This window comes from Streptomyces sp. TG1A-8, from assembly GCF_030499535.1.
Taxonomy (GTDB): Bacteria; Actinomycetota; Actinomycetes; order Streptomycetales; family Streptomycetaceae; genus Streptomyces.
In genome coordinates this window covers 5,209,625-5,235,472 of sequence record NZ_JASTLB010000001.1, presented here as the reverse complement: position 1 = coordinate 5,235,472, position 25,848 = coordinate 5,209,625, and the positions used below count along the sequence as shown (strand labels likewise).

Sequence of the window (25,848 nt, the reverse complement as noted above, 5' to 3'; positions counted from 1 at the left end):
GCCCCGTGCGCAGGGGGAGGCGGGCCCGCGCCCCCTGCGCTCCGCGCGCGGGCCCGGGCCGGCGCCCCCTTCCCCCTCCGCCCCGCGCGTCGCCCCCGCCCCCGCGCGCCGGTCCCGTCCCGCGGCCGACGGGCGGTGCGCGGGCGGCAGAGCGCGCACGCTCAGCGCAGGCTGCGCACGTCCAGATGCCTGAGCACCCGGTCCACGACCTCCGGGTCCGCCCCGGGCTCGCTGCGCGCCGCCAGCACCTCGTGCCGCGCCGCGCTCAGCATCTCCTGCTGGATCCGCCGTACCCGCTTCAGCCTCCGCACCCGCTGCTGGTGCGCCTCCCGCCGCTCCTCCTCCCCCATCTCCGGATTGATCCGGATCCCGATGTCGAAGGCCCGCCGCAGCATCTGCTCGGACAGGTCCTCCGGCAACTCCTCCACCTGCTCGATCTCCCGCAGCCTCCGCTTCGCGGCCTTCGACGCCCGCACCGCCAGCTCCTTCTCGAACTCCTTCTCCCGCTCGGAGTCGGCCCGCACCCCGAGCCACCGCACCAGCCACGGCAGGGTGAGCCCCTGCAGCACCAGCGTGGCGATGATCACCCCGAACGCGATGAACACGATCTCGTCCCGGTCCGGGAACGGGGAACCGTCGTCGGTCCTGAGCGGGATCGCCAGCGCCAGCGCCACCGAGGCCACCCCGCGCATCCCGGACCACCACATGACGACGGTCTCCCGCCAGCTCACCGGGATGTCCTCCTCGCTGTCCCGCCGGGCGTGCAGCCGCTTGGTCAGCCAGGTCGCGGGCAGCAGCCACAGCAGCCGTACGACCACCACCACGCCCACCACCGCGACGGCCCAGCCGAGCATCTCCCCCCAGCGTCCCGAGGCCGTGCGGATCGCGTTGTGCAGCTCCAGGCCGATCAGCCCGAAGGCGACGCCGGTGACGAGCGTGTCGATGATGTCCCAGAAGGCGTGCCCGGCCAGCCGGGTCATCACGTTGTCGGCGTCGGTGGCGTACTCGGCGAGGAAGAGGGCGGTGGTGAGCACCGCCAGGACCCCCGAGCCGTGCAGTTCCTCCGCGAGGACGTAGGAGGCGTACGGCACCAGCAGGGTCATCCCGATCTGCAGGGTGGGGTCCTCCAGCAGGTCCATCAGCTTGTTCGCGCCCCAGCCGAGCGCCAGGCCGACGACGAGCGCGACGACGGCCGAGAGCACCAGTTCGAGACCGGCCCGCCACGGCGAGAACGTCCCGCTGACGACCGCGGCGATCGCGACGTGGTACAGCACGATGGCCGTGACGTCGTTGAAGAGGCCCTCGCCCTCCAGGATGGACACGAGCCGGCGCGGCAGCCCCAGCTGTCCGGCGACGGCGGTCGCGGCGACCGGGTCGGGCGGGGCGATCAGCGCGCCCAGCGCCAGTGCGGCGGCGATCGGCAGCCCGGGCACCACGGCGTGGGCGACGACCGCCACGCACACCATCGTCACCAGCACCAGGGCGACGGCCAGCAGGAAGATCGGGCGCCTGTTGGCCGTGAACTGGCGCCAGGAGGTGCGGCGCACGGCGGCGTAGAGCAGCGGCGGCAGCAGCGCGGGGAGGATCAGGTCCGGCGGGATGTCGACGTTGGGCACGAAGTCGGCCACCGCCAGCACGCCGCCGAACAGCGTCATCAGCACGGGCGAGGGCACCCCGAACCGGTTCCCCACCGGGACGCTCACCAGGGCCCCGAGCAGCAACACGAACAACAGGGCCAGCTGATCCACGGCGAGCGCTCCGGGAGTCGATGATCACGTGCAGGTCTCCAGCCTGCCACGGTCCCCGGCCGACCGGCCCCTTCGTCCCTCCCGCACCGGGCGGCGGGGTGCGCCTACAGGGCGCGCCGCATCGCCCGGTGCGGGATCCCGGCGTCCGGGAACTCCGGGCCGTACGCCTCGTACCCGATCCGCTCGTAGAAGCCGAGGGCGTGCGTCTGGGCGTGCAGGTCCACCGCGGTCAGACCGCGCGCGCGGGCCGCGTCCTCGACGGCCCGCACCAGGGCCGCGCCGATGCCGAGGCCGCGGGCCTCGCGGGCGACGGCGAGCCGCCCCAGGGAACCCACCGAGGCGTCCCCGCCGGTCTTCGCGGCGGCCGCCTCCCCGTACAGCAGGCGCCCGGTGCCGAGCGGCACGCCGTCCTCGCGGAGCGCCAGCACGTGCACGGCCACGGCGTCGTGGGCGTCGTACTCGATGTCCTCGGGCACGCCCTGCTCGCCGACGAAGACCTCCTTGCGGACCGCGAAGCAGGCCTCGCGGTCGGCGGGGTCCTCGGCGGTCCGGACGGTGTACCGCATGCTCACGCGTACGTCTCCTCGCGGACCTGGTCCAGGGCCCGCTGCAGGTCCTCGGGGTAGTCGCTGGAGAACTCCGCCCACTGCCCGTCGCCCGGGTGCTCGAAGCCGAGCCGGACGGCGTGCAGCCACTGGCGGGTCAGGCCCAGCCGCTTGGCGAGGGTCGGGTCGGCGCCGTAGGTCAGGTCGCCGACGCAGGGGTGGCGGTGCGCGGCCATGTGGACCCGGATCTGGTGGGTGCGGCCGGTCTCCAGCTTCACGTCCAGCAGGGAGGCGGCGCGGAAGGCCTCCAGGAGGTCGTAGTGGGTCACCGAGGGCTTGCCCTCGGCCGTGACCGCCCACTTGTAGTCGTGGTTCGGGTGACGGCCGATCGGCGCGTCGATCGTGCCGCTCGTCGGGTCCGGGTGGCCCTGGACGAGGGTGTGGTACCGCTTGTCGACCGTGCGCTCCTTGAACTGGCGCTTGAGCGACGTGTACGCGTACTCCGACTTGGCGACCACCATCAGGCCGGAGGTGCCCACGTCGAGGCGGTGCACGATGCCCTGGCGCTCGGCGGCGCCGGAGGTCGAGATCCGGTACCCGGCGGCGGCGAGACCGCCGATGACGGTAGGGCCGGTCCAGCCGGGGCTGGGGTGCGCGGCGACGCCGACCGGCTTGACGATCACGACCACGTCGTCGTCGTCGTGCACGATCTCCATGCCCTCGACCGGCTCGGCGACCACCTGCACCGGCGCGGGCGCCTGCGGCATCTCCACCTCGAGCCAGGCGCCGCCGCTCACCCGTTCGGACTTGCCGACCACCGCGCCGTCGACCTGCACCTTGCCGGCCGCGGCCAGCTCCGCCGCCTTCGTGCGGGAGAAGCCGAACATGCGGGAGATGGCGGCGTCGACGCGCTCGCCCTCCAGGCCGTCGGGCACGGGCAGGGTGCGGATCTCGGGAATCGTGCTCACCCGTCGAGTATGCCGGACGGCGACGACGGTGCCGAACGAGCCCGTGGACGGCCGCCCCGGCCGCCCCGCCGGGTCCGCCGGGTCCGTCAGTCCTTGTGGACGGTGCCGTCCGGGTCCAGGCCGCGGAAGGACAGCAGCACGATCAGGATGCCGCCGCACACGATCGCCGAGTCGGCCAGGTTGAACACCGCGAAGCCCTTGGGCGCGATGAAGTCCACGACCTCGCCCTCGAATATCCCGGGCGCCCGGAAGATCCGGTCGGTGAGGTTGCCCAGCGCGCCGCCGAGCAGCAGGCCCAGCGCGATCGCCCAGGGCATGCTGTGGAGCTTGCGCGCCAGGCGGACGATCACCACGATGACCGCGGCCGCGATCAGCGTGAAGATGACGGTGAAGGCCGCGCCGAAGCCGAAGGCCGCGCCCGGGTTGCGCAGGGCGTTCAGCTCCAGCCAGTCGCCGAACACCCGGACCGGCGCGTGGTGCTCCAGCCGCGCGACCACGAGCATCTTGCTCACCAGGTCCAGGGCGTAGGCGAACGCGGCCACCGCGAACAGCACGGCGACCCGGCGCCCGCGCCCGGTGCGCCGCGCCGGCGCCTGCCGCTCGTCGCCGTCGTCCGGAGTGTCCGGCGTACCGATGATGCGCTCCGCCTCTGCCACGTGAGTCCCTCGACCTAGGTTCCTGACCGAGGACGAGACTACGGCACGCTCCGGCACCCCCCGGGCCTCAGGAGCGGCGTTCCTGCTTCTGCTTGCACTCCACGCACAGGGTGGCGCGCGGGAACGCCTGCATGCGGGCCTTGCCGATGGGGTCGCCGCAGTTCTCACACAGGCCGTAGGTGCCCGCGTCCAGCCGCTCCAGGGCCCGTTCGGTCTGGACGAGCATCTCGCGCGCGTTGGCGGCCAGCGCCATCTCGTGCTCGCGCGTGATGTTCTTGGTGCCGGTGTCCGCGTCGTCGTCGCCCGCGCCGTCCCCGGAGTCCCGCATCAGGCCCACGAGCGACGCCTCGGAGGAGCTGATCTCGTTCCTCAGCCGCTCCGCCTCGGACGTCAGCTCCGCGCGGGCCTCCTCGGCCTCTTGCGGGGTCCAGGGATCCTCGCCGGGGCGCACCGCCAGCTCGCCGGGCTCCACCGCGGCGCCCCGCGCCTTCGGAACGGGGCTCTGCTCCGCCGTGACCGTGCCAGGAGTCTTCTTCGCAACCACTGTCGTGGCTCCCGTCTGCTTCGCGGCCCGCGCCGCGCCCGCCTTCTTGGCCGTGCTCTTCCCGTCCGCTCCCGTGGCGACGCCTCCGCGGGCGCCTTCCCCTCCGACGGCCGCCTCCCCACCAGTGCTCCCGGCGGTGCCCCCGCCGGCGGCGGACGCCTTCCCGCCGGCCGCCTTCCCGGCCACCGCCCGGTCCGCGTCGGCCACCGCGCCCCCGCCCACGGCCCTCCCGGCCGCCACCGCCCCCGCGGCGCTCCCGGACGGCTCCGTCTTCCCGGTCCGCGGCGAAGTACCCCCGCCCCGTCCGCGCTCCCGCGCCCCCGCCTTCCCCGCGGCGGCGGCCGGGTCCGCGCCCGGGGACTCCTGCACCGCCTCCGGAGCCGGTGCCCGGGCCGGCCGCACCGGCCCGGCCCGGCCGGCCGGAGGCGCGTCCGCACACGTGGTGTCCCCGCCGCCGGTTTCCTCCGCCTCACCGGCGCAGGCCGCGCCGCCCGGGGCGGCCACGCCCCTGGACCGGCCGGTCGCCGGCTGCTGCAGGGCGGTCTTCTTCGCCACCATGGCCGCGACCCCTTCACATGTTGTGATCTTGCACCCGCATCGTGCTGGGACGATAAATCGACATGAGTCCCGCGGCAACGGGGCACGCCGCCCGATTCGCCCGCCCCGCGCGCCCGCGCGGCAGGTCTGCATGCGTTGTGCCCAGCTCCCCGCCGGGTAATCGCCGCGCCGGCGGCCGCGGATCCGGACGTCCGCACCCTCGCCGATCGGGTCAAGCGCCCTCCGCCGGCCGACCGCCGCCCACCGCCCCCGAAACCGGTCGGCCGCTGCCCGCGCGGCGCCGTACACTGGGCGCAGCGAGAAGCGTGGATGGGGACGAGTAGCGGCGTAGGCGGCCCAGAGCGACCCGGGGACGGTGTGAGCCCGGGGGCGAGCGCGACGTGAAGATCACCCCGGAGCCGCCGGAAGAAAGCCGCAGCACACCTGGCGGCGAGTAGAACCGGCATCGCGAGCCCAATGAGCGGGCTCACCGGCGGGCACGGCGCGCCGGGGGGCCAAGGAGGGTGGTACCGCGGGAGCGCGCCGCACACGGCGTACAGAGGAAAGCTCTCGTCCCTCCGACGGAAGTCAGCACGTCCGTTGGAGGATGCCCGCAGATGACAGCGCCGACGTACCGCCCGGTACCCGCCCAGGTCGACCTGCCCGCGCTTGAGCACGCCGTACTCGACTTCTGGCGCGAGCAGAAGATCTTCGCCAAGAGCCTGGAGCAGTCCGCGGGCCGCCCCGAATGGGTGTTCTACGAGGGGCCGCCCACCGCGAACGGCATGCCCGGCGCCCACCACATCGAGGCGCGCGTCTTCAAGGACGTCTTCCCCCGCTTCCGCACCATGCGCGGCTACCACGTGGGCCGCAAGGCCGGCTGGGACTGCCACGGACTGCCGGTGGAGCTGGCGGTCGAGAAGGAGCTGGGCTTCTCCGGCAAGCAGGACATCGAGGCGTACGGCATCGCCGAGTTCAACGCCCGGTGCCGCGAGTCGGTGACCCGGCACACGGACGCCTTCGCCGAGCTGACGACCCGCATGGGCTACTGGGTCGACCTGGACGACGCCTACCGCACCATGGACCCCGAGTACGTCGAGTCGGTCTGGTGGTCGCTGAAGGTGATCTTCGACAAGGGCCTGCTGGTCCAGGACCACCGCGTCGCCCCCTGGTGCCCGCGCTGCGGCACCGGCCTGTCCGACCACGAGCTGGCGCAGGGCTACGAGACGGTCGTCGACCCCTCCGTCTACGTCCGCTTCCCCCTCACCTCCGGCCCGCTCGCCGGCCGGGCCGCACTGCTGGTGTGGACGACGACCCCCTGGACCCTGGTCTCCAACACGGCGGTCGCCGTCCACCCCGAGGTCACCTACGTCGTCGCCACCGACGGCGAGGAGGAGCTCGTCGTCGCCGAGCCGCTCGTGGACAAGGCGCTCGGCGAGGGCTGGGAGAGGACCGGCCGCACCTTCACCGGTGCCGAGATGGAGCGCTGGGCGTACCGGCGCCCGTTCGAACTGGTGGAGTTCACGGAGCCGGCGCACTACGTGGTGAACGCCGAGTACGTCACCACCGAGGACGGTACGGGCCTGGTCCACCAGTCCCCCGCCTTCGGCGAGGACGACCTCAGGGTCTGCCGCTCCTACGGCCTGCCCGTGGTCAACCCGGTCCGCCCGGACGGCACCTTCGAGGAGGACGTCCCGCTGGTCGGCGGCGTCTTCTTCAAGAAGGCCGACGAAAAGCTCACCGAGGACCTGCACGAGCGCGGCCTGCTCTTCCGGCACCTGCCGTACGAGCACAGCTACCCGCACTGCTGGCGCTGCCACACCGCGCTGCTCTACTACGCGCAGCCCTCCTGGTACATCCGCACGACGGCCGTCAAGGACCGGCTGATCCAGGAGAACGAGAAGACCAACTGGTTCCCGGAGACGGTCAAGCACGGCCGCTTCGGCGACTGGCTGAACAACAACATCGACTGGGCGCTGTCCCGCAACCGCTACTGGGGCACCCCGCTGCCGATCTGGCGCTGCGAGGAGGGCCACCTCACCTGTGCCGGCTCCCGCGCGGAGCTGACCGAGCTGAGCGGCACCGACCAGTCGGGCCTCGACCCGCACCGCCCGTACATCGACGACGTGACCTTCGCCTGCCCGCAGGAGGGGTGCGGCCGGCGGGCCACGCGCGTGCCGGAGGTCATCGACGCCTGGTACGACTCGGGTTCGATGCCGTTCGCGCAGTGGGGCTACCCGTACAAGAACAAGGAACTGTTCGAGAGCCGGTACCCGGCGCAGTTCATCTCCGAGGCGATCGACCAGACCCGCGGCTGGTTCTACACCCTCATGGCCGTCGGCACGCTCGTCTTCGACCGGTCGTCGTACGAGAACGTCGTCTGCCTGGGCCACATCCTCGCCGAGGACGGCCGCAAGATGTCCAAGCACCTGGGCAACATCCTGCAGCCGATCCCGCTGATGGACCAGCACGGCGCGGACGCGGTGCGCTGGTTCATGGCGGCCGGCGGTTCGCCCTGGGCGGCCCGCCGGGTCGGTCACGGCACCATCCAGGAGGTCGTCCGCAAGACCCTGCTGACGTACTGGAACACGGTCGCCTTCCAGGCGCTGTACGCCCGCACGTCCGGCTGGGCGCCCGGCGCGGCGGACCCGGCCCCGGCCGCGCGCCCGCTGCTGGACCGCTGGCTGCTGTCGGAGCTGCACGCGCTCACCGACCAGGTGACGCAGGCGCTGGACGCCTACGACACCCAGCGGGCCGGCAAGCTGCTGTCCGCGTTCGTCGACGACCTCTCCAACTGGTACGTCCGCCGCTCGCGCCGCCGCTTCTGGCAGGGCGACAAGGCCGCGCTGCGCACGCTGCACGAGGTGCTGGAGACGGTCACGAAGCTGATGGCGCCGATCACCCCGTTCCTCACCGAGCGGGTGTGGCAGGACCTGGTCGTGCCGGTCTCCCCCGGCGCGCCGGAGTCCGTCCACCTGGCCCCCTGGCCCGAGGCGGACCTCTCGGCGGTCGACCCGGAGCTGTCCCGGCAGATGGTGCTGGTCCGGAGGCTGGTGGAGCTGGGCCGGGCCACGCGCGCGGAGTCGGGCGTCAAGACGCGCCAGCCGCTGTCCCGGGCACTGGTCGCGGCGGCCGGCTTCGAGGCGCTGGACCCCGAGCTGCACAGCCAGATCACGGAGGAGCTGAACGTCTCCTCCCTGGCGTCGCTGTCCGAGGCGGGCGGTTCGCTGGTCGACACGACGGCCAAGGCCAACTTCCGGGCGCTGGGCAAGCGGTTCGGCAAGCGGGTGCAGGACGTGGCGAAGGCGATCGCGAACGCCGACGCCGCCGCGCTCTCCCTCGCCCTGCGCGGGGGCACGGCGTCGGTGGAGGTCGACGGGGAGACGGTCACCCTCGCCCCGGACGAGGTGATCATCACCGAGACTCCGCGCGAGGGCTGGTCGGTGGCCTCCGACTCCGGCGCCACGGTCGCCCTGGACCTGGAGATCACGGAGGAGCTGCGGCAGGCCGGTCTGGCCCGCGACGCCATCCGCCTGATCCAGGAGGCCCGCAAGAACAGCGGCCTCGACGTGGCCGACCGGATCGCGCTGCGCTGGACCTCCACGGACCCGGCGGTGACCGCGGCGCTGACCGAGCACACCGGCCTGATCGCGGAGGAGGTCCTGTCGACCGACTTCGACCGGGGCGAGGCGGACGGCACCTACGGCGAGCCGTTCACCGACGAGGGCCTCTCCCTCACCTTCCGGCTGCGCAGGGCGTAAGCACCCGGCGGGCGGACGGGGCCCGGTCCCCGTGCGGGGGCCGGGCCCCGCTGTCACCGGTGCCGGACCGGTGGTGCCGCGCGCGGCCCGGGCGGTACGCCTGCGCCTCCCCGGCACCGCTCTCGGCACGCGTGAAAAGGGCGGGGCCCCGGACCGAAGTCCGGGGCCCCGCCCTGTGAACGCTGCCGACGTCCCTGTCGTACTGGTGGTCGCCGCCCGTCAGTTGTCGTCCTCGTCGATCAGGAACCCGCGCATCGGCGAGGGGGCCTGGCCCATCGGGGACGGACCCTGCGGCCGGACCGGAGCCATGGGCTGGGTCATCGCCGGGGTCATCTGCTGCTGGCTGCCGTAGGACGGGCCGGAGGGACCCGGGTTGCCGCCCATCGTCTGGTTGCCGCCGTAGGACGGGGCACCGGCGCCCGCCGGGGCCATGGAAGGCGCCGGGGACGGCGGCAGGGACGCGGCGGCCGGGGTGCGCGGCGGGGCCAGGGAGTCGTCGGCCTGGGTCTCCAGCTGGCGCAGCTGCGACTCCAGGTACGACTTCAGGCGCGTGCGGTACTCGCGCTCGAAGCCGCGCAGGTCCTCGACCTTGCGCTCCAACGTGGCGCGCGCGGACTCCAGGGAGCCCATGGCCACGCGGTGCTTCTCCTGCGCGTCCCGCTCCAGCGCGTCGGCCTTGGCACGGGCGTCGCGCTCCAGGCCCTCGGCGCGGCTGCGGGCCTCACCGACGATCTTGTTGGCCTCGGAGCGGGCCTCGGCGATCGCCTGGTCGGCGGTCTGCTGGGCCAGCGAGAGGACACGGGCCGCGCTGTCGCCGCCGGGTCCCTGACCGGGCATGCCGGGTCCACCCATGGGGCCGCCCATGCCCATCTGCTGCTGCATGGGCGGCTGGCCGCCCATGGGGCCCTGACCCATGGGGCCCTGACCCATCGGACCCTGGCCCATCGGGCCGGGACCCTGCGGACCGCCCTGACCGCCGGGGCCGGCGGGCAGCTGCGGGGCACCGCTCGGCAGCTGGGGCGGACCACCCATGGGGCCGCCCATCTGCTGCTGCGGCGGGCCCGATATCCCGGCGGGCACCGGCGCGCCGGGACCTCGCATGCCCTGCTGCTGGGGGTGCTGCTGCTGCGGGTGCTGCGGATGCTGCTGCTGCGGATGCTGCTGCTGGTCCTGCTCCGGCGGCTTGCGCATGTTCTGCTGGTTCTGCGCGGCCGCGCGCGTGGCCGCGGCCAGCTTGGCGCGCAGGTCCTCGTTCTCGCGCAGCAGTCGGGTCAGTTCGGCTTCGACCTCGTCGAGGAAGGCATCGACCTCGTCCTCGTCATAGCCTTCTCGGAGGCGGACGGTCGTGAACTGCTTGTTCCGCACGTCCTCGGGGGTCAACGGCATCTCTTCACCTCAACGTAGTCATCGGCAGTCGGCAAGACCGTATCGTCCACTCTCCTCACAGGAAGCTCCGTGCCACGGAGATGAGGATGTAGACAATGATCATCAGTACGAAGAAGGACAGGTCGAGCGCCACGCCCCCGAGACGCAGCGGCGGGATGAACCGCCGCAAAAGCTTCAGCGGTGGATCGGTGACAGTGTAGGTGGCCTCCAGGACGACCACCATCGCCTTGCCGGGTTGCCACGAGCGGGCGAACTGGAAGACGTAGTCCATGACGAGCCGGAAGATGAGCACGACGAGGAACACCATCAGCGCGATGTAGATCACCTGCGCGAACACGCTCATGGCCTGCGCTTCACTCTCCCCTGTCCCGTGCTTCTCTCCGGTCGTACGTCTCAGCTCTGGTTGAAGAACCCGCCCTCTGCGATGCGGGCCTTGTCCTCCGCCGTGACATCGACGTTAGCAGGAGACAACAGGAACACCTTCTGCGTCACCCGCTCGATGCTGCCGTGAAGACCAAACACCAAACCGGCCGCAAAGTCGACAAGTCGCTTCGCATCCGTGTCGTCCATCTCGGTCAGATTCATGATCACCGGGGTGCCTTCACGGAAGTGTTCCCCGATGGTACGGGCTTCGTTGTAGGTCCGCGGGTGCAGCGTGGTGATCCGGTAAGGCTCTCGTTCGGACACGACCTTGGGCATGATCACCGGTGCGTTCTTCTCCAGGGACTGACGTTCTTGTGTGATGGACGCCACGGGCGCGATACGCGCCGGACGTCCCGATTCCGCGGGTAGCGAAGCCGGGCGGGAAACCGGATCGCGGGGCGCCGGAGGCTGCACCACTCGCACCGGTTCGTCCCTTTGCGACTGATGTGCACCATGCGGCTGGTGGGACGGTTCGTGCCGCCGGTGGTCCCGCTCGGGCTCCGGGTCCAACTCGGGCTCGAAGTCGTCATCGGGATCGAATCCACGGCCGTCGTACCCATCGTCCTCCACGAGGCCGAGGTAGACCGCCATCTTGCGCATCGCGCCGGCCATGCTCTGAGTCCTCCGCTCTGTGGTGGATCGGCTGACGACTGCCAAGTGCCCGCGATCCACGTGGTCCTTGCGCCTGTCTTCGGCGACATTGACCATATTTTCTGCTGTGGTCCGACTTCTTGGCGACGTTACCCGAGCCTGGGTCGGACTCCGAGTACCGCAGTACCGACGCGCACATGTGTCGCTCCGGCCGCCACGGCCTGTTCGAGATCCGCACTCATCCCCGCCGACACCATGGTTGCAGCCGGATGGGCCCGGCGCAGGTCGGTCGACAAATCCATGAGCCGATCGAATGCCGCCCGTTCGCGCCCCGCGTACTCCCCGGTGAGCGGGGCGACGGTCATCAGTCCGTCGAGCCGCAGCCCCGGGGCCCCGGCGACGAGGTCGGCCAACTCCTCGATCCCGGACGGCGCCACGCCGCCGCGCTCGCCCCGCCCGCTCTCGTCGGCGTCGAGCGCGACCTGGAGGAGACAGCCCACCTCGCGCCCCGCCCGCACCGCCTCCTTCGACAGCGCCGTGACGAGCCGGGACCGGTCGACGGACTGCACGACATCCGCATAACCGAGCACGGAACGGACTTTGTTGGTCTGCAACTGGCCCACGAAGTGCCACTTCAGCGGCAGGTCCGCGCAGGCCGCGGCCTTCGGGGCCGCGTCCTGGTCGCGGTTCTCGGCGACGTGGCGCACCCCGAGCCCCGACAGGACGCGGACGTCGTCCGCCGGGTGGGTCTTGGTGACCACGATCAGGGTCACCTCCTCCCGCCCGCGTCCCGCCGCCGCGCACGCGGCGGTGATGCGCTGCTCCACTTTCGCCAGGTTCGAGGCGATTTCGGTCTTACGGTCCGTCATGCCCCATCAGTCCAGCCACACATAGCCCGCGAGCCGCCCGGTGGTGCGGTCGCGGCGGTACGAGAAGTGATCGTCCGACTCCCGCGTGCACACCGGCGAGTGCGTCCGGTCGCGCACGCCGAGCCGGTCGAGCTGCGCGTGCACCCCCGCGCTCACGTCGACCGCCGGCGTACCCCAACTCGTCACGGCGTGCGCCGCCGGTTCGACGGCGGTCACCTCCGCGCGCATCTCCTCCGGCACCTCGTAGCACCGGCCGCACACCGCCGGTCCGGTGCGGGCGACGATCCTGGCCGGTTCGGCGCCGAGCGACTCCATCGCGCCGATCGCAGCGGGCACGATCCCCTTGACCATGCCCGGACGGCCCGCGTGGGCCGCGGCGACCACGCCCGCGACCGGGTCGGCCAGCAGGACCGGCACGCAGTCGGCGGTGAGGACGGCGAGGGCCAGGCCGCGCACGGCGGTCACCAGTCCGTCGGCCCGCGGGGTGAGCCGGGTGGTCCGCGGACCGTCCTCCACCTCGGCCACGTCGTTGCCGTGCACCTGGTTCATCCAGACCACCCGCGCCGGTTCGAGACCCAGTGACTTGGCGGCGAGCTCACGGTTGACGCGCACGGCCTCCGGGTCGTCACCGACCGCTCCGCCGAGGTTGAGCTCCTCATACGGAGCGGCGCTCACCCCGCCCCACCGGTCGGTGAAGGCGAAGTGCGCGCCGCTCACGCTCTCGCGCCGTCCTATCACTTCAGGAAGTCCGGTACGTCCAGTTCCTCGGCCGCGCTGTCCGCGTAGGTGCGCGGCGCCGGCGGAATCGGCGGGGCGACCGGGATCTCCGCGACCGGCTCGGGCGCCGGCTCCGGCTCCTCCTTGGGGGTCACGCTGCCCAGCGAGCCGAAGGACGGCCGGCTCTCCGGCTGCCGGACCGGAGCGGGCTCCTCGCGGCGCGGGACCGGGGAGGGGCCGGAGGCCGAGCCGAGGACGTCTCGGCGGGCCGGCGGCTGGCCGCCGTCGAAGCCGGCCGCGATCACGGTGACCCGGACCTCGTCGCCGAGCGCGTCGTCGATGACCGCGCCGAAGATGATGTTGGCCTCGGGGTGGGCGGCCTCGCTGACCAGCTGGGCCGCCTCGTTGATCTCGAACAGGCCGAGGTCGGAGCCGCCGGAGATGGAGAGCAGCACGCCCCGGGCGCCGTCGATGGACGCCTCCAGCAGCGGCGAGGAGATCGCCATCTCGGCCGCGGCCACCGCACGGTCGTCACCGCGGGCCGATCCGATGCCCATGAGGGCCGAACCGGCTTCGGACATGACCGACTTCACGTCGGCGAAGTCGAGGTTGATCAGACCGGGGGTGGTGATGAGGTCGGTGATGCCCTGGACACCGGAGAGCAGGACCTGGTCGGCGGACTTGAAGGCGTCCAGGACCGAGACCTGGCGGTCCGAGATGGACAGCAGCCGGTCGTTGGGAATGACGATGAGGGTGTCGACCTCTTCGCGGAGTTCGGCGATGCCGTCCTCGGCCTGGTTGGCGCGGCGCCGTCCCTCGAAGGTGAACGGGCGCGTGACCACGCCGATGGTGAGCGCGCCCAGCGAGCGCGCGATGTTGGCCACGACGGGCGCGCCGCCGGTGCCGGTGCCGCCGCCTTCGCCGGCCGTCACGAAGACCATGTCGGCCCCCTTGAGGACCTCCTCGATCTCCTCGCGGTGGTCCTCGGCGGCCTTGCGGCCGACGGCCGGGTTGGCTCCGGCGCCGAGTCCGCGGGTGAGTTCACGGCCGACGTCGAGCTTCACGTCGGCGTCGCTCATCAACAGTGCCTGTGCGTCGGTGTTGATGGCGATGAACTCGACACCCTTGAGACCGACCTCGATCATCCGGTTGATGGCATTGACACCACCGCCGCCGACACCGATGACCTTGATGACTGCGAGGTAGTTCTGCGGTGCTGCCACGTCGAAGGCCTCTCGCCTCGAATTACGTTGTCGCCGCCGAGCGGTGCCCCGCGTCGGGACGACGGATGCCGAATGGGACGGTCCGTAGCGCCGACCCGAACCCTAACCTTGAAGTTTAGGGTTACCAGTGTGTCTGTTCCCTGGACTCTTCTGAACAGGACACTAAGTCGACAAGCGGCGCCCGTTCAACGAACACGCCGAACCTCCCGTTTTTCTTTTCACCCTATGTGATCAGGCGCGGCGGTGCCCAACCAGGGTGCTGGCCTGCACTAATGTGCGTCAACTCCCCGATGCCGCAGGGGCGGTGGGGACGCTGACATCGAAGTGCCGTGCGCCGGGAACTGCTTTCATGAGAGCTGTGAGGGCCCGCGCCTTGGCGCCGCCGCTCCCGCCGCTGCCCCACGCCACCGTGCGCCCCCCGCCCAACTCCAGCGTGATGTCGTCGTAGGAGCGGACGCGGACGCCGCGGGTGTCCCGCGCGACGGCGGACGGCAGGTCGCCGGCGACCCGGACCGCCTCGCGCCTCAGCCGATCGGTGCCGAAGCGCCTGAGGCTCGCGGCGGCCGGACCCGTGCGCGACGCGGTCAGTTCCAGTGCCGGAACGGCCTTCGGCGCCCGCGAAACCGTGGCGAAACGGACCCCCTCCCCGTCGACCTCGACGAAGTTGCCGGCTTCGCGGATCAGGAGCACCGGGGTCCGCTCGGTCACCTCCAGGGCGATCCCGTGCGGCCAGGAGCGGACGACGTCAACGGTGTCGACGCGCGGCAGCCTGCGGCGCAGGCGCGCTTCGACGGCACCGGTGTCGACGGACACCAACGGCGCCCCGACGGGCACGGAGGCGGCCTCGCGGACGTCGGCGGGGGTCAGCACACGCGTTCCGGAGACGGAGACGTGTTCCACGCGCAGCCATCCGGAGCCGTACAGCACCCAGCCGGTACCGGCTGCCAGGAGCACGACGGCCACGGCCAGGACGACGACCGCGCGAAGGCGCGCCCTCCCCGGTCCGCGGGCGGACGGCGGGCCGGACGACTCCTGCTGGCGTTCACCGCGCTCGGCGGTCGTCGGTCCGGCCACGCTCACTGCCCTTTCGTCATACGGTCCTAACGGCGCGAGGCGATCGCCTCGTACACCATGCCGACGAGCAGGTCGTCGGCGTCACGGCGGCCGAACTCGCTCGCCGCGCGCGACATCTCGTACAACCGGTGCGGATCGGCGAGCACGGGCAGGACGTTCTGCTGCACCCACTCGGGCGTGAGCTCCGCGTCGTCGACGAGGAGTCCGCCGCCGGCCTTGACCACCGGCTGGGCGTTGAGCCGCTGTTCGCCGTTGCCGATGGGCAGCGGGACGTAGGCGGCCGGGAGCCCGACGGCGGAGAGCTCGGCGACGGTCATCGCACCCGCGCGGCACAGCATCATGTCGGCCGCCGCGTACGCGAGGTCCATCCGGTCCAGGTAACTTACCGGGATGTAGGGGGGCATGCCCGGCATCTGGTGCACCTGCGGCAGTTCGTTCTTCGGACCCACCGCGTGCAGGATCTGGATGCCGGCCTGCTGCAGCCACGGGGCGACCTGCTGGGTCACCTCGTTGAGGCGCCGGGCGCCCTGGGAGCCGCCGGAGACGAGCAGCGTGGGCAGGTTCGGGTCGAGGCCGAAGCGGGCGCGCGCCTCGGGACGGACGGCGGCGCGGTCCAGCGTGGCGATGGAGCGGCGCAGCGGGATGCCGATGTAGCGCGCGTTGCGGAGCTTGCTGTCCGGCGTGGAGACGGCTACCTGGGCGGCGTACCGGGAGCCGATCTTGTTGGCGAGGCCGGGGCGGGCGTTGGCCTCGTGGATCACGATGGGCACGCCGAGCCGCTTGGCGGCCAGGTAGCCGGGCAGGGCGACGTAACCGCCGAAGCCGACCACGGCGTCCGCCTTGGTGCGCTCCATGATCTGCTCGACGGCCTTGATGGTGCCGCGCAGCCGGCCCGGGACGGTGATCAGCTCGGGGGTGGGTTTGCGCGGCAGCGGCACGGCCGGGATCAACGCCAGCTCGTAGCCGCGCTCCGGAACGAGCCGGGTCTCCAGCCCCCGCTCCGTGCCCAGGGCCGTGATCCCCACGGTCGGGTCCTGCCTGCGCAGGGCGTCCGCGAGGGCGAGCGCGGGCTCGATGTGGCCTGCGGTTCCCCCGCCGGCGAGTACGACATGCACCGAAATTCACCGCTCTCCGGACGAGCGCGCCGCCGAGGCGCGCCGTCGCATCGTGTTCCATCTCCGAGGCCCCCGCTCGGCACCGGAGCCTCCCGTCCGCTTTCTACCAAAGCGGGGTTGCCGCATCGCAAGCGCCGCCCGCGCAGCGGGCTCGTCGCGCGTGAAGGCGATCAGCAGCCCGATGGCGAACATGGTCGGCAGCAGGGCGGACCCTCCGTAGGAGAACAGCGGGAGCGGGACGCCGGCGATCGGCAGCAGGCCGAGCACCGCACCGATGTTGATCACCGCTTGGGTGGTGATCCAGGTGGTCACGCCTCCCGCGGCGTACCTCACGAAGGGGTCCTCCGTGCGTCCGGCCACGCGGATACCCGCATAGCCTAGAGCCGCGAACAGGGCGAGCACCGACAGAGTCCCCGCCAGACCCAGTTCCTCACCGGTGACGGCGAAGATGAAGTCGGTGTGCGCTTCGGGGAGTTGTCCCCATTTTTCCACACTCGCGCCGAGCCCGGACCCGAAGAGGCCGCCGGAGGCGAGGGCGTAGATCCCGTGCACGGCCTGCCAGCAGTCGGCGACGCCGGACTTGGGCTCGGTGGCGCCGATGCAGGCGAGGCGGGCCATCCGGTTGGGGCTGGTCTTGATGAGGACCACACCGATCGCGGCGGCGACCGACAGCACGCCGACGAACAGCCGGGTGGGGGCGCCGGCGAGCCACAGCAGGCCGAACAGGATCGCCGTGAGGATGATCGCGGTGCCCATGTCACCGCCGAGCATGATCAGCCCGAGCAGCAGGAAGGTGACCGGCACCAGGGGCACCAGCATGTGCTTCCACTGGGCCAGCAGCTTCCTCTCCTGCTTGCGGGCGATCAGGTCCGCCCCCCACAGCACCAGGGCGAGCTTGCCGAACTCGCTGGGCTGGATCTGGAAGGAGCCGCCCAGGGAGATCCAGTTCTGGTTGCCGTTGACCGACATCCCTATCCCCGGCACCTGGACCAGGGCCATGAGGAAGACCGCGCCGGCGAGGATCGGGTAGGCCAGCGCCCGGTGCAGCCTCACCGGCATGCGCGAGGCGGCGAGCATCAGGGTGCCGCCGATGAGGGCGGCGAGGAACTGTTTGCGGAAGAAGTACGACCCGGGCAGCGAGAGCTGCAGCGCGGTGACCTGGGAGGCCGAGTAGACCATCACCAGGCCCAGCACGGTGATCAGCAGACTGCCGCCGCAGATCAGGTAGTAGGCGGTCAGCGGGCGGTCCCAGGCCCGGCGCGCCCGGGTGACGAGCCGCCGGACGGGGTTGTCGCGCGGGGGCCGTGGGGCCGGGGGCCTCCTGGCAGCCCGCTGGAGGGGGGACGACCTGTCCGGCTACCGGGCATCACCGGCTCCTCCCGACCTCAGCCACATCCGAGTCACCCCGTCCTTCCAAGGGTCCCGAAGCACCCCGAGCGGCCGGGACCCGCCGTCAGGCGCCCGCTCCGAGTTCGCGGACCGCCTCTGCGAACGCGTCACCGCGCTGGTTGTAGTTGGTGAACATGTCCATGGAGGCGCAGGCCGGCGCCAGCAGCACCGTGTCACCGGGCCGAGCCAGCCGCTTCGCCTCCGTCACCGCCTGGAGCATCGCCCCAGTGTCGGTCCGGCCGAGGTCGACCACGGGTACTTCCGGCGCGTGTCGCGCCAGGGCCTCGCGGATCAGGGCGCGGTCGGCGCCGATGAGGACGGCACCGCGAAGCCGCCGGGCGGACCTGGTGACCAGCTCGTCGAAGGTCGCCCCCTTCGCCAGACCACCCGCAATCCATACGATCGGTTCATATGACGCCAAAGAGGCTTCCGCGGCGTGGGTGTTGGTCGCCTTGGAGTCGTCCACGTACGCCACCCCGTCGATGTCGGCGACGTGCGTGATCCGGTGGGCGTCCGGCCGGAAGGCCCTCAGGCCGTCGCGCACGGCGTGGGCGGGCACCCCGAAGGCGCGCGCCAGGGCCGCCGCGGCGAGGGCGTTGGCGATGTTGTGCGGGGCCGGCGGGTCGACGTCGCGGACCTCGGCCAGCTCCTGCGCGTTCTTCTGCCGGTCCGCCACGAAGGCCCGGTCGACCAGGATGCCATCCACGACGCCGAGTTGGGAGGGCGCCGGGGTGCCGAGGGTGAACCCGACGGCGCGGCAGCCCTCTTCGACGTCTGCCTCACGCACCAGCTCCTCGGTGAGCTTGTCCGCCACGTTGTAGACGCAGGCGACCCGGTTGCCCTCGTAGACACGGCCCTTGTCGGCGGCGTAGGCCTCCATGGAACCGTGCCAGTCCAGGTGGTCGGGCGCGAGGTTGAGGATCGCGGCGGAGTGCGCCCGCAGGGAGGGCGCCCAGTGCAGCTGGTAGCTGGACAGCTCCACGGCGAGGACGTCGTGGGTCTCCTCGCCGAGGACGGCGTCCAGCAGGGAGACGCCGATGTTGCCGACGGCGGCCGTGCGCAGGCCCGCCGCCCTCAGGATCGAGGCGAGCATCTGCACGGTGGTCGTCTTGCCGTTGGTGCCCGTGACGGCCAGCCAGGGGGCCGCGCCGGGTCCCCTGAGGCGCCAGGCCAGCTCCACGTCGCCCCACACGGGGACGCCCGCCTCCCGCGCCGCCAGGAACAGCGGCTTGTCCGGCCGCCAGCCGGGCGCGGTGACGATCAGCCCGGTGCCTTCCGGCAGGGAGGCCCCGTCGCCGAGGCGCACGGTGATGCCGAGCGCCTCCAGCTCCGCGGCCTGCTCGCGCGCGCGTGCGTCGTCGCCGTCGTTGACGACCGTGACGACCGCGCCGCGCGCGTGCAGCGCCTTGGCCGCCGGGACGCCCGAGACGCCGAGACCGGCGACGGTGACGCGCTCGCCCTGGAACCCGGAAGACACCGAGGAGGTCACTTGTCCGCTGCCCATCCCGCGTAGAAGAGGCCCAGCCCGACGATCACGCAGATGCCCTGGATGATCCAGAAACGGACCACCACCAGGACCTCGGACCAGCCCTTGAGTTCGAAGTGGTGCTGGAGCGGCGCCATCCGGAACACGCGCCTGCCGGTGAGCCGGAAGGAGCCGACCTGGATGACGACCGACATGGTGATGAGGACGAACAGGCCGCCCAGGATGGCCATCAGCAGCTCCGTGCGGGAGCAGATGGCCAGGCCGGCGAGGACGCCGCCGAGGGCGAGCGAGCCGGTGTCGCCCATGAAGATCTTCGCCGGCGAGGTGTTCCACCACAGGAAGCCGAGGCAGGCGCCCATCAGGGCGGAGGCGACCACGGCGAGGTCGAGCGGGTCGCGCACCTCGTAGCAGGCGTTGGGGTTGGTCAGGGTCGTCGCGTTGGCGCAGGACTCCTGGAACTGCCAGACGCCGATGAACGTGTAGGCGCCGAAGACGAGGACGGAGGCGCCGGTGGCGAGGCCGTCCAGGCCGTCGGTGAGGTTCACGCCGTTCGACATCGCGAGGATCATGAACAGCGCCCACACGACGAACAGCACCGGGCCGATGGTCCAGCCGAAGTCGGTGATGAACGACAGCTTCGTGGAGGCCGGGGTGTTGTTGCGGCCGTCGGCGAACTGCAGGGAGAGCACCGCGAAGCCGATGCCGACGATCAGCTGGCCGGCCATCTTGGCCTTGGCCCGCAGACCCAGCGAACGCCGCTTGACGATCTTGATGTAGTCGTCCAGGAAGCCGACCAGGCCCATGCCGGCCATCAGGCCCAGGACCAGCAGTCCGGAGTAGGTCGGGGCGTAGCCGGTGATGAGCTTGCTCAGGAAGTACGCGGCGATCGTCGCCAGGATGAAGGCGATACCGCCCATGGTCGGCGTACCGCGCTTGCTGGCGTGCTCGCGCGGGCCGTCGTCACGGATGTACTGGCCGTAGCCCTTGCGGGCCAGCAGCTTGATCAGCAACGGGGTGCCGACCAGCGTCAGGAACAGGCCAATGACTCCTGAGAACAGGATCTGCTTCATCATCGGGCGGCGACCTCACCCTCGGCACCCGTCTCGACGAGCGCCTGGGCGACGCTCTCCAGCCCCACCGAACGGGACGCCTTCACCAGCACGACGTCCCCCGGGCGCAACTCGCTGCGCAACAGGTCGACCGCCGCCTGTGCGTCGGACACGTGCACCGACTCCTCACCCCACGAACCCTCGTTATATGCGCCCAGTTGCAGCCAGGAGGCCTCAATCCCCCCGACCGCGACGAGCTTGCTGACGTTGAGCCGGACGGCCAGCCGTCCGACGGCGTCGTGCTCGGCGAGCGACTCGTCCCCCAGCTCGGCCATCTTGCCGAGCACCGCCCACGTGCGCCGTCCCTTGCCCATGGCCGCGAGCGCCCTGAGGGCGGCCCGCATGGACTCGGGATTGGCGTTGTAGGCGTCGTTGACGATGGTCACGCCGTCCGGGCGCTCGGTGACCTCCATGCGCCAGCGGGAGAGGGAGCCCGCCTCGGAGAGCGCGGTGGCGATCTCTTCCGCGGACATGCCCAGCTCATGGGCGACGGCGGCCGCGGCGAGCGCGTTCGACACGTGGTGCTCACCGTACAGGCGCATGGTCACATCACTCGCACCGGAGGGTGTGTGAAGCCTGAAGGAGGGCCGTCCGCTGTCCGTGAGTCGCACGTTCTCGGCCCGTACGTCCGCTTCGGCCGACTCTCCGAAAAGGACCACCTTCGCCTTGGTACGGGCGGCCATGGCGCGCACCAGCGGGTCGTCGGCGTTGAGGACGGCGGTCCCGTCCCCGGGCAGGGCCTCGACCAGTTCGCCCTTGGCCCGGGCGATCTGCTCGCGGCCGCCGAACTCGCCGATGTGGGCGGTCCCGACGTTGAGCACCAGGCCGATCCGCGGCGGGGTGAGGCCGGTGAGGTAGCGGATGTGGCCGATGCCGCGGGCACCCATCTCCAGGACCAGGAAACGGGTTTCCGCGGTGGCGGACAGGGCGGTCAGCGGCAGCCCGATCTCGTTGTTGAGCGAGCCGGGCGTGAACACGGTCGGCGCCTTGCGCCGCAGCACCTGGGCGATGAGGTCCTTGGTGCTGGTCTTGCCGGCGGAGCCGGTCAGGGCGACGAGGGTGGCGCCGAGCAGGCCCACGACGTGCCGGGCGAGGGCGCCGAGGGCGGCCTGGACGTCCTCCACGACGATCGCGGGCACGCCGACGGGCCGGGATGCCAGCACGGCCACCGCTCCGGCCTCCACGACCGCCCGGGCGTAGTCGTGGCCGTCGGCGCGCTCGCCGGCGAAGGCGGCGAACAGGCTGCCGGGCACCACCTCCCGGGAGTCCCGGACGACCGGTCCCGTGACCTGCGCGGACGGATCCGGTATGTCGTGCGTCTGCCCGCCGACGACTGCTGCGATCTCGGCGAGGGAGAGGGCGATCACAAGTTCATCCCCTGGGTCTTCTGGATTTTCATCCCTGGGTCTTCTGGATAGCTTCGCGAAGGACCTGGCGGTCGTCGAAGGGGCGGACCGCGCCGGCGACGTCCTGGCCCTGCTCGTGGCCCTTGCCGGCGACCAGCACCGTGTCGCCGGGCCGGGCGCGGCCCACGGCGGCGGCGATCGCGGCGGCCCGGTCCGGCAGGAGGAGCACCTCGCCGCGCTCGTGCGCGGGCACGGAGACCGCGCCCTGGAGCATGGTGGCGAGGATGGCGAGCGGGTCCTCGGAGCGGGGGTTGTCGGACGTCAGGACGGCCGTGTCGGCGAGCCGGGCGGCGGCGGCGCCCATCGGGGCCCGCTTGGTCCGGTCGCGGTCGCCGCCGCAGCCGAGGACGACGTGCACCCGGCCCTTGGTGACCTTGCGCAGCGCCCGGAGCACGGACTCGACGGCGTCCGTCTTGTGGGCGTAGTCGACGACCGCGAGGTAGGGCTGTCCGGCGTCGACCCGCTCCAGGCGGCCCGGGACGCCGGGTACGGCGGCGACGCCGTCGGCGGCGGCCTGCGGGTCGAGGCCGGCCGCGGCGAGCGCGACGACGGCGGCGAGGGTGTTCGCCACGTTGAAGGGGCCCGGCAGCGGCGACCTGGCGCTCACCCGCTCGCCGCCGGGACCGGTGACGGTGAACGTCGCGTCCATGGGGCCGATGCGGACGTCCCCGGCGCGCCAGTCGGCGTCGGGGCGGCCCTCGGCGGAGAAGGTGACGACCGGGACGGTCGCCTCGCGCGCGAGGCGGCGGCCGTACTCGTCGTCGGCGTTGATCACGCCGAGCCGGCTGCGCGCCGGCGTGAACAGCTGCGCCTTGGCCTGGAAGTAGTCCTCCATGCCGGAGTGGAACTCCATGTGCTCCGGGCTGAGGTTGGTGAAGACGGCGACGTCGAAGACGCAGCCGTCGACCCGGCCGAGGACCAGCGCGTGGCTGGAGACCTCCATGGCGACCGCCTCGACGCCGCGTTCGCGCATGACGGCGAAGAGGGCCTGCAGGTCGGTGGCTTCGGGGGTGGTGCGCTCGGACTTGATGCGCTCCCCGCCGATGCGCGTCTCGACGGTGCCGATGAGCCCGGTGGACCGGGCCGTCCGCAGGCCGCCCTCGACGAGGTAGGCGGTGGTGGTCTTGCCCGAGGTGCCGGTGATGCCGATCTGGAGCAGGTCGCGGCCCGGGTGGCCGTAGAGCGTGGCGGCCAGCTCGCCCATCCGCGCGCGCGGGTCGTCCACGACGAGCACCGGCAGGCCGGTCGCGGCGGCGCGCCCGGCGCCGGCCGGATCGGTCAGCACGGCGGCGGCGCCGAGGCCGGCGGCCTGGGCGACGAAGTCGGCGCCGTGCAGGCGGGCGCCCGGCAGGGCGGCGTACAGGTCGCCGGGGCGGACGGCGCGCGAGTCGTGGGTGATCCCGGTGATCCCGGCGGCGGCGCGCGGAGCGGCGGCACCCAGCTGATCGGCCAGTTCCGCGAGGGGTGTGGCGGAGACCTGAACCGGTCGCGGCGGCCCCGGATATGTCACGGAAACGCCCTTCTGGGTGGTTTGGGACTGATCAGCGTGTGGCACGGCGGTGAGCGTACCGGGCGTACCGGCCCCGGGGCGAAGTGAGGGCTCCCGGGCGTCCTGGTTCCCGGAATCGGGAGTGATCATGGTCACGGGGCTCGTTCCTGGTGGTCGTTCCGTGGTGCGGGGCGGGGCCGGTCAGGGCCGGTAGGTGACGGGCAGGTTCGCGGCCCGGGCCCCGGTCGGCGGGACCTGGAGGGTCTTGAGGGCGAACTCCATCACCTGCTTGTAGACGGGGCCGCAGATCTGGCCGCCGAAGTAGCTGCCGGAGGTGGCGTTCTGGATGGCGCAGTACACGGTGACGCGGGGCTTGTCCGCGGGCGCGAAGCCGGCGAACGACGAGGTGTAGCCGTGGTACCTGCCGGTGGCCGGATCCACGCGGTTGGCCGTGCCCGTCTTGCCCGCGACCCGGTACCCGGGGATGCGGGCCCTGATGCCGGTGCCCTGCTCGTCGTCCACGACGGACTCCAGCATCCGGGCCAGCGTCCGGGCTGTCTTCTCGCTGATCACCCGCGTCCTCTTGGGTTTCGGGGCGGGGTCGAAGCGCCCGTCGGGGCCCTTCGTGCCGCGCACCAGCGTGGGCTCCACCCGGACGCCGCCGTTGGCGATCGTCGAGTACACGGAGGCGGCCTGCATGGCGTTGATGGAGAAGCCCTGGCCGAAAGGGATCGTGTACTGCTGCGAGGTGGACCACTTCCCGGGGGGCGCGAGGATGCCCCGCGTCTCCCCCGGGAAGCCGAGCCCGGTGTAGCTGCCGATGCCGAACTTGCGCAGGTAGGAGTAGAGGACCTCGTTGGCCTCGGCCTGGGTCCTGCCGAGCTGGCCGGTGGCGAGGATCGTGCCGATGTTGCTGGACTTGGCGAGCACCCCGTTGAGGGTGAGGTACCAGGTGGCGTGGTCGACGTCGTCCTGGAAGAGCCGGTCGCCGCGGTGCAGCCGGTTCGGCACGACGACGTGGGTGAGCGGGGTGGCCGCGTTCTGCTCCAGGACGGCCGCCATCGACATCACCTTGGCGGTGGAGCCGGGTTCGTAGGCGTCCTGGAGGGCCGCGTTGCCCATGGCGTCGCCGTCGGCCTTCGCCAGGTCGTTCGGGTCGAAGCCGGGCGAGTTGGCCATGGCCAGGACCCGGCCGGTGCGGGTGTCCTGGACGATGACGTAGCCGCGGTCCGCCCGGGACTTCTCCACCTGCTCGGTGATGGCGTCCTGCGCGGCCCACTGGATGTCGCGGTCGAGGGTGAGCTCCACGTCGCTGCCGGGCACGGCGGGGGTCTCGGTGGACCCCGCGGTGGGCACCTGGCGGCCCCCGGACTGGGCGTAGCGGACCTTGCCGTCCTTGCCGGACAGCTGCTTGTCCAGTTTCCGCTCGATGCCGCCGCCGCCCGTGCCGTCGGCGTTGACCCAGCCCAGTATCCCGGCGGCGAGGTCGCCGTTGGGGTACACGCGCTGGCTGCTGGGGTCGGCGAAGACGCCGGCGAGCACGTTGACGGTGCGGGGGTCCGTCCCGGCCTTCTGGGCGAGCGCGGCCTTCAGGTCCTTGATCTGCTTCCAGACCTGCGGGGTGCGGCGGGAGGCGAGCTCGGCGTAGCGGGACTCCTTGTTCGCGGGCCTGAGTTTCCTGACGAGCGCCGCCTGGTCCTGGCCGAGGATCGGCGCGAGCAGCGCGGCGGCCCGCTCGGGCCCGTCGTCGATCTTCAGTTGCTTCGCGCTGAACAGCGTGGGGTCGGCCGTGATGTCGTACGCGTCCTCGCTGACGGCGAGGGCCACGCCGTTGCGGTCGGTGATCCTGCCGCGCTCTGCGGTCAGGGTGTGCACGACGTAGCGGTTCTGCTCGGCCTTCGCGGTGTACGTGCTCGCGTCGACGGCCTGGACCTGCAGCAGCCGTACCACGAAGGCGATCAAGACCAGGGCGAGCGCGAGGCCGACCAGGCGCAGCCGGGGCCGGGAGCTGCCGAGCCGGAGGGCGGGCGGGGCCGGGGGCCGGGCTCCGCCGGGGCGGCGGGCCGGACGGGCGCCGGGCCCGGGCTGCCGCCGGACGGCGCCCCGCGGCCGGGGCGGCTTCGCGGGGCCGGGCACGCGGCGGCGGGGCGGTTCCCTGTCGGACACTTCCGTCACCTGCCGGGGGTCGGGGTGGGGGCGGGCTGGAGGGGCTGGAGGGGGGCGAGCGGCGCCATCGCCGGGGCCGGGGCGGTCACCGGGTCCGAGGGCGCCGTCGGCGCGGACGCCGAGGGGACGGGGCCGCCGGACGGCCCGGCCGGGCCGGTGGGTGTCGGGCCGGTGGCGGCGGGCGCGTCCGGGCCCGGGACCGGGATCATGTCCTGCAGGCCGGCCGGGTCGGTGAACGCGGCGGACTCGGGGGCGGGGCCGGGCACGCCCTTGACGGTGCCGTCGGGGCCGAGGAAGGCCGGGGCGCCACCGGGCACCATGCCCAGTTCCCGGGCGCGGCGCTGGAGGGCGTCGGGGGACGAGTAGGCGTCGATGTCCCGCTGGAGGGCCTGTTCCTCGTCGGTGAGGGTCTTCGTCCGCTTCTGCAGGTCGTCCAGTTCGAACGAACCCGCGCTGAGCGCGGAGTTCAGCACCAGCAGCCCGATGAGGCCGCCGCCGAGCAGCAGGACGACGAGGAGGACGAACGGGGTGCGGGCCGCACGGGCGCGGCCGGCGGGGAGGAGCCCGGCCAGCCGGGCCGCCCTCCCCTTCAGTTCGGGTTTCCTGCGCACTGGCCCTCTCCTGCCCCCGCCTCCGCCCCCGGCGC

The 25,848-nt window shown here is 72.4% G+C and carries 20 protein-coding genes and 1 pseudogene; 1 reads left to right on the top strand and 20 read right to left on the bottom strand.

Translation table 11 applies throughout. From position 1 onward, the window contains the following. Window positions 1-161: 161 nt before the first annotated feature. From QQY24_RS22980 to QQY24_RS22960, 5 genes are all read right to left on the bottom strand, one after another. Window positions 162-1,748 carry a Na+/H+ antiporter gene (locus QQY24_RS22980; RefSeq protein ID WP_301974597.1) on the bottom strand — a complete coding sequence of 529 codons (1,587 nt, stop codon included), beginning with the start codon at window positions 1,746-1,748 and terminating at the stop codon, window positions 162-164. A 104-nt stretch (window positions 1,749-1,852) separates the two neighbouring features. Continuing rightward, window positions 1,853-2,314: a GNAT family N-acetyltransferase gene (locus QQY24_RS22975; RefSeq protein WP_301976332.1), complete on the bottom strand. Its 462-nt coding sequence runs from the start codon at window positions 2,312-2,314 to the stop codon at window positions 1,853-1,855. A 2-nt stretch (window positions 2,315-2,316) separates the two neighbouring features. Further along, on the bottom strand, window positions 2,317-3,261 hold the full coding sequence (locus tag QQY24_RS22970; protein ID WP_301974596.1) for an RluA family pseudouridine synthase: 945 nt from the start codon (window positions 3,259-3,261) through the stop codon (window positions 2,317-2,319). An 86-nt stretch (window positions 3,262-3,347) separates the two neighbouring features. Further along, entirely contained in the window at window positions 3,348-3,917 is a 570-nt protein-coding gene (lspA, locus tag QQY24_RS22965) for a signal peptidase II (protein ID WP_301974595.1), read from the bottom strand. A 67-nt stretch (window positions 3,918-3,984) separates the two neighbouring features. Next, entirely contained in the window at window positions 3,985-5,019 is a 1,035-nt protein-coding gene (locus tag QQY24_RS22960; RefSeq protein ID WP_301974594.1) for a TraR/DksA C4-type zinc finger protein, read from the bottom strand. 596 nt (window positions 5,020-5,615) lie between these two features. Here QQY24_RS22960 and ileS point away from each other — a divergent pair. After that, window positions 5,616-8,759: an isoleucine--tRNA ligase gene (gene ileS, locus QQY24_RS22955; protein ID WP_301974593.1), complete on the top strand. Its 3,144-nt coding sequence runs from the start codon at window positions 5,616-5,618 to the stop codon at window positions 8,757-8,759. Between the two features lie 219 nt (window positions 8,760-8,978). On the opposite strand, the gene QQY24_RS22950 is transcribed toward ileS, so the two are convergent. The 15 genes and pseudogenes from QQY24_RS22950 to QQY24_RS22880 all read right to left on the bottom strand — a co-directional run bounded on the left by QQY24_RS22950 (window position 8,979) and on the right by QQY24_RS22880 (window position 25,813). Then, complete coding sequence (locus tag QQY24_RS22950; protein ID WP_301974592.1) at window positions 8,979-10,145, bottom strand: DivIVA domain-containing protein; 1,167 nt, start codon at window positions 10,143-10,145, stop codon at window positions 8,979-8,981. Between the two features lie 55 nt (window positions 10,146-10,200). After that, window positions 10,201-10,488: a YggT family protein gene (locus QQY24_RS22945; RefSeq protein WP_066992668.1), complete on the bottom strand. Its 288-nt coding sequence runs from the start codon at window positions 10,486-10,488 to the stop codon at window positions 10,201-10,203. A 50-nt stretch (window positions 10,489-10,538) separates the two neighbouring features. Beyond that, entirely contained in the window at window positions 10,539-11,180 is a 642-nt protein-coding gene (locus QQY24_RS22940) for a cell division protein SepF (protein ID WP_301974591.1), read from the bottom strand. A gap of 128 nt (window positions 11,181-11,308) precedes the next feature. Further along, entirely contained in the window at window positions 11,309-12,028 is a 720-nt protein-coding gene (locus QQY24_RS22935; protein WP_301974590.1) for a YggS family pyridoxal phosphate-dependent enzyme, read from the bottom strand. 6 nt (window positions 12,029-12,034) lie between these two features. Then, the gene (gene pgeF / locus QQY24_RS22930) at window positions 12,035-12,766 is read right to left on the bottom strand and encodes a peptidoglycan editing factor PgeF (RefSeq protein WP_301974589.1); all 732 of its coding nucleotides are present in this window, start codon (window positions 12,764-12,766) and stop codon (window positions 12,035-12,037) included. Further along, the gene (gene ftsZ / locus QQY24_RS22925; RefSeq protein WP_301974588.1) at window positions 12,763-13,968 is read right to left on the bottom strand and encodes a cell division protein FtsZ; all 1,206 of its coding nucleotides are present in this window, start codon (window positions 13,966-13,968) and stop codon (window positions 12,763-12,765) included. The genes pgeF and ftsZ overlap by 4 nt, the downstream gene beginning before the upstream one ends. A 279-nt stretch (window positions 13,969-14,247) precedes the next feature. Beyond that, entirely contained in the window at window positions 14,248-15,042 is a 795-nt protein-coding gene (locus QQY24_RS22920) for a cell division protein FtsQ/DivIB (protein ID WP_301974587.1), read from the bottom strand. Window positions 15,043-15,068: 26 nt separating this feature from the next. Next, window positions 15,069-16,157 carry an undecaprenyldiphospho-muramoylpentapeptide beta-N-acetylglucosaminyltransferase gene (gene murG / locus QQY24_RS22915; protein WP_301974586.1) on the bottom strand — a complete coding sequence of 363 codons (1,089 nt, stop codon included), beginning with the start codon at window positions 16,155-16,157 and terminating at the stop codon, window positions 15,069-15,071. A gap of 6 nt (window positions 16,158-16,163) precedes the next feature. Then, window positions 16,164-17,524 (bottom strand): annotated as a pseudogene (ftsW, locus tag QQY24_RS22910) (putative lipid II flippase FtsW). Between the two features lie 86 nt (window positions 17,525-17,610). Continuing rightward, the gene (gene murD / locus QQY24_RS22905) at window positions 17,611-19,050 is read right to left on the bottom strand and encodes a UDP-N-acetylmuramoyl-L-alanine--D-glutamate ligase (protein WP_301974585.1); all 1,440 of its coding nucleotides are present in this window, start codon (window positions 19,048-19,050) and stop codon (window positions 17,611-17,613) included. Beyond that, window positions 19,032-20,105 carry a phospho-N-acetylmuramoyl-pentapeptide-transferase gene (gene mraY / locus QQY24_RS22900; RefSeq protein ID WP_301974584.1) on the bottom strand — a complete coding sequence of 358 codons (1,074 nt, stop codon included), beginning with the start codon at window positions 20,103-20,105 and terminating at the stop codon, window positions 19,032-19,034. The genes murD and mraY overlap by 19 nt, the downstream gene beginning before the upstream one ends. Beyond that, the gene (gene murF / locus QQY24_RS22895) at window positions 20,102-21,508 is read right to left on the bottom strand and encodes a UDP-N-acetylmuramoyl-tripeptide--D-alanyl-D-alanine ligase (protein ID WP_301974583.1); all 1,407 of its coding nucleotides are present in this window, start codon (window positions 21,506-21,508) and stop codon (window positions 20,102-20,104) included. Before murF ends, mraY begins: the two co-directional genes overlap by 4 nt. 28 nt (window positions 21,509-21,536) lie before the next feature. Further along, window positions 21,537-23,057, bottom strand: a complete 1,521-nt coding sequence (locus tag QQY24_RS22890) for a UDP-N-acetylmuramoyl-L-alanyl-D-glutamate--2,6-diaminopimelate ligase (protein WP_301974582.1) — start codon at window positions 23,055-23,057, stop codon at window positions 21,537-21,539. Window positions 23,058-23,237: 180 nt separating this feature from the next. After that, window positions 23,238-25,202: a penicillin-binding protein 2 gene (locus QQY24_RS22885; protein ID WP_301974581.1), complete on the bottom strand. Its 1,965-nt coding sequence runs from the start codon at window positions 25,200-25,202 to the stop codon at window positions 23,238-23,240. A 5-nt stretch (window positions 25,203-25,207) separates the two neighbouring features. Next, window positions 25,208-25,813, bottom strand: a complete 606-nt coding sequence (locus tag QQY24_RS22880; protein ID WP_301974580.1) for a septum formation initiator family protein — start codon at window positions 25,811-25,813, stop codon at window positions 25,208-25,210. Window positions 25,814-25,848 lie beyond the last annotated feature (35 nt).